Below are 3,636 nucleotides of genomic sequence, written 5' to 3'. Positions count from 1 at the left end.
TACGCCCGCCGGGCCCGGGGTGCCGGGCTGCGGTCGGACGTCCTGGAACACCTGCCCGGGACGGCGCCTACCGGGCCCGCGCGGTGGCGATGTAGCCGGCGAAGGAGGTGCCGGTGAGGCGTTCGTACGCCTCGACGTAACGGGCCCGGGTGGCCTCGACCACCTCCGGCGGAAGCTGCGGCCCGGGAGCGGTCCGGTCCCAGCCGGTGGACGCCAGGTAGTCGCGGATGAACTGTTTGTCATAGGACGGCTGGGAGCCGCCGGGCCGCCACTGGTCGGCGGGCCAGAACCGGGACGAGTCCGGGGTCAGCACCTCGTCGCCGAGCCGCAGGACGCCGTCGGCGTCATAACCGAACTCGAACTTGGTGTCGGCGACGATGATGCCGCGCCCGGCGGCCACGTCGACCGCCCGCTCAAAGATCTCCAGGGTGAGTTTCTCCAGCTCGGCGGCGGCCTCGGGGCCGACCTGGGAGGCGGCCTGCGCCCGGCTGATGTTCTCGTCGTGCTCGCCGACCGGCGCCTTCGTCGACGGGGTGTAGATCGTCGCGGGCAGCCGGCTGCCGTCGACGAGGCCGGCGGGCAGCGCGTGGCCGCTGACCTCGCCGGTGCGCTGGTAGTCCTTCAGCCCGCTGCCGGTGAGGTAGCCGCGGGCGACGCACTCGATCGGCACCATGGTCAGCCGCCGGCACAGCATCGACCGGCCGCGCAGCTGCTCGGCGTAGGGGGTGAGCTCGTCGGGGTACTCGTCCACGTCGGTGCTGATCACATGGGACGGTACGAGGTCCGCGAGCTGGTCGAACCACCACAGCGACAGTCCGGTGAGGACGGCGCCCTTGTCCGGTATCTCGGTGGGCAGGACCACGTCGAAGGCGGAGATCCGGTCGCTGGCGACCAGGAGCACCGCGTCCTCACCGACCGCGAACATCTCGCGTACCTTGCCCGACCCCAGGTGGGTCAGCCCGGCGAACTCCTCGTGCGTCAGTGGCATGCTCCGACCGTATGCGATGCGCCGGGCGTCCTCGCCGGCAACAGCCTCGCCGGCAACAGGATGTTCTCGCCGGCGACAGGACGCCCCCGCCGGTGACGCGGCGTCGTGGCCGGTGGCCGGGCGTCCTGCCGTTGACGGGACGTTGCGGCCCGTGACGCGGCGTTGCGGCCGGTAGGGTGCCCGGCCCGGGGATTCGGGCGCGGTTGTCGGGCACGATGGCCGGTATGGCAACCGAGCACGCGGCCCCCACACCTCCCACCGCCCCCGAGCCTCCTGAGGCCCCTGAGGTTCCTGAGGTTCCCGACGTCCTGGCCACCCGTTACGCCTCGGCCGAGATCCGGCGGCTGTGGTCACCGGAGAGCAAGGTGGTCGCGGAGCGCAGGCTGTGGCTGGCAGTGCTGCGCGCCCAGCGGGATCTCGGCCTGGAGCTGACCGCCGGTGTGATCGAGGACTACGAGCGGGTCCTCACCGAGGTCGACCTGGCCTCGATAGCCCGGCGGGAGCGGCTGCGGCGCCACGACGTCAAGGCCCGCATCGAGGAGTTCAACGCCCTCGCCGGCCACGAGCACGTGCACAAGGGCATGACGTCACGTGACCTCACCGAGAACGTCGAACAGTTGCAGGTGCGCAGCTCGCTCGCGCTGATCCGGGGGCGCATGGTCGCGGCACTGGCCCGGCTGGCCCGGCTGGCCGCCGAGTACGACTCGCTGGTGATCACCGGGCGTAGCCACAACGTTCCCGCCCAGGCAACCACGCTCGGTAAGCGGTTCGCCTCCGCCGGGCAGGAGCTGCTGGCCGCCTTCGAGCGGGTCGAGGACACCCTGGAGCGCTACCCGCTACGCGGGATCAAGGGCCCGGTCGGGACCGGCCAGGACATGCTCGACCTGCTCGGCGGAGACGACGCCAGGTTTGCCGAGCTGGAGCGTCGGATCGCCGGGTTCCTCGGCTTCGGCCGGGTGCTGACCAGCGTGGGCCAGGTCTACCCGCGGTCGCTCGACTACGAGGTCGTCACCGCGCTGGTCCAGGCCGTGGCCGGGCCGGCGAGCCTCGCCACGACCATCCGCCTGATGGCCGGCCACGAGCTGGCCACCGAGGGCTTCGCCGCCGGCCAGGTCGGCTCGAGCGCGATGCCGCACAAGATGAACACCCGGTCCTGCGAGCGGGTGAGCGGCCTGTCGGTGGTGCTGCGCGGCTTCGCCGCCATGACCGGCGAGCTCGCCGGGAACCAGTGGAACGAGGGGGACGTGTCCTGCTCGGTCGTGCGCCGGGTGGCGCTGCCCGGCGCGTTCTTCGCCGCTGACGGGCTGTACGAGACGTTCCTGACCGTCCTGGACGACTTCGGGGCCTACCCGGCCGTGATCGCCCGGGAGCTGGACCGCAACCTGCCCTTCCTGGCCACGACGAAGATCCTGATGGCCGCCGTCCGCCGGGGCGTCGGGCGGGAGACCGCCCACGAGGTCATCCGGGAGCACGCGGTAGCGGTCGCCCTCGCCCTGCGGGAGAAGGGGGCGGAGCACAACGACCTGCTGGCCCGGCTGGCCGGCGACGACCGGCTGGGCCTGGACACGGCCGAGCTGTTGTCGGTGCTGGCCGAGCCACTGACGTTCACCGGAGCGGCCCGGGCTCAGGTCGCGGCCTTCTGTGCCCGGGTGGGCGACATCGTCAGCCGCTACCCGGACGCCGCCGTCTACACCCCCGAACCGATCCTGTGACAGGCGATCCTGTGACAGCCGATAGCGGCAGCCGATCCTGCGGCAGCCGATCCTGTGACGACAGCCGGCAGGGACGCGCCGGGCGGGTGAGATGCGCCTGCCCGGCGGGAACTGTCCGACAGGCGCCCATCCAGAATGATCATCCGATGTGACGGGTGAACAAGGCCGCCTGCCCGGCGGAAGCCCCTGAGCGGGGTGCGCCGGGCAGGCGGGATGCACCGAGGTGCCGGGACTCGCCGAGCGGCGGCCCGGCCGGTTGGTGGACGGTCAGCGGTCGGGGGTCAGTGCCTCCTCGAGGCCCGCGGCGGCGGCCTTCTCGAAGTCGTCCTTGAACGCCGTGAGCAGGGCCTGCAGGCCGGGGTCGCTCAGGGCGAGGATCTGGGTGGCCAGCACGGCGGCGTTCGTGGAGTTGTTCAGCCCCACCGTGGCGACCGGCACCCCCGGCGGCATCTGCACGATGGCGAGCAGGGAGTCCATACCGTCCAGCGCCCCACCCGTGATCGGGACGCCGATCACGGGCAGTGTTGTCAGCGCGGCGACGGTTCCGGGCAGGGCCGCGGCGAGCCCGGCGCCGGCGATGACGACCTCGATACCACGGGTGGCCAGCTCGCCCACGTACTCCGCGAGGGTGCGGGGGGCGCGGTGGGCCGACACCGACACCTGCTCGTAGGGGACACCGAAGCGCTCCAGGGTCGCGCCGGCCTTGCTCATCGTCTGGGCATCCGAAGGGGAGCCGTAGACGATGGCAACCTTCGGTGACTGCACGTTCGGGCCGCTCCGAGGGATCTCGCTCATACCTGCTTGCTCACTCACCTTCTGGACGACTGGCTGATCGTAGGTGGACGACTGGCTGGCCGGACGCGGGAAGCCCGGGGCGGGCACCGCCCACCCGGCGGCCTACGGCGTCCCCGGGTGGGCGGACACGCCGGACACGCC

Annotated in this window: 3 protein-coding genes; 1 reads left to right on the top strand and 2 read right to left on the bottom strand. The window is 72.2% G+C overall.

Going from position 1 to position 3,636, the window contains the following annotated elements:
* Positions 1–67: 67 nt before the first annotated feature.
* Positions 68–988, bottom strand: a complete 921-nt coding sequence (locus tag AC5LSR_RS20295) for a phosphoribosylaminoimidazolesuccinocarboxamide synthase (protein ID WP_250281944.1) — start codon at positions 986–988, stop codon at positions 68–70.
* Between the two features lie 224 nt (positions 989–1,212).
* On the opposite strand from AC5LSR_RS20295, the gene purB reads away from it, so the two are divergent.
* Positions 1,213–2,700: an adenylosuccinate lyase gene (gene purB / locus AC5LSR_RS20290; RefSeq protein ID WP_250281943.1), complete on the top strand. Its 1,488-nt coding sequence runs from the start codon at positions 1,213–1,215 to the stop codon at positions 2,698–2,700.
* Between the two features lie 267 nt (positions 2,701–2,967).
* Here the strand turns inward: purB and purE are convergent, their stop codons facing one another.
* Complete coding sequence (gene purE / locus AC5LSR_RS20285) at positions 2,968–3,495, bottom strand: 5-(carboxyamino)imidazole ribonucleotide mutase (protein WP_250281941.1); 528 nt, start codon at positions 3,493–3,495, stop codon at positions 2,968–2,970.
* Positions 3,496–3,636: the final 141 nt, after the last annotated feature.

The organism is Protofrankia sp. CiP1_Cm_nod4 (assembly GCF_982290645.1).
This window is presented reverse-complemented; position numbering and strand designations above follow the sequence as displayed.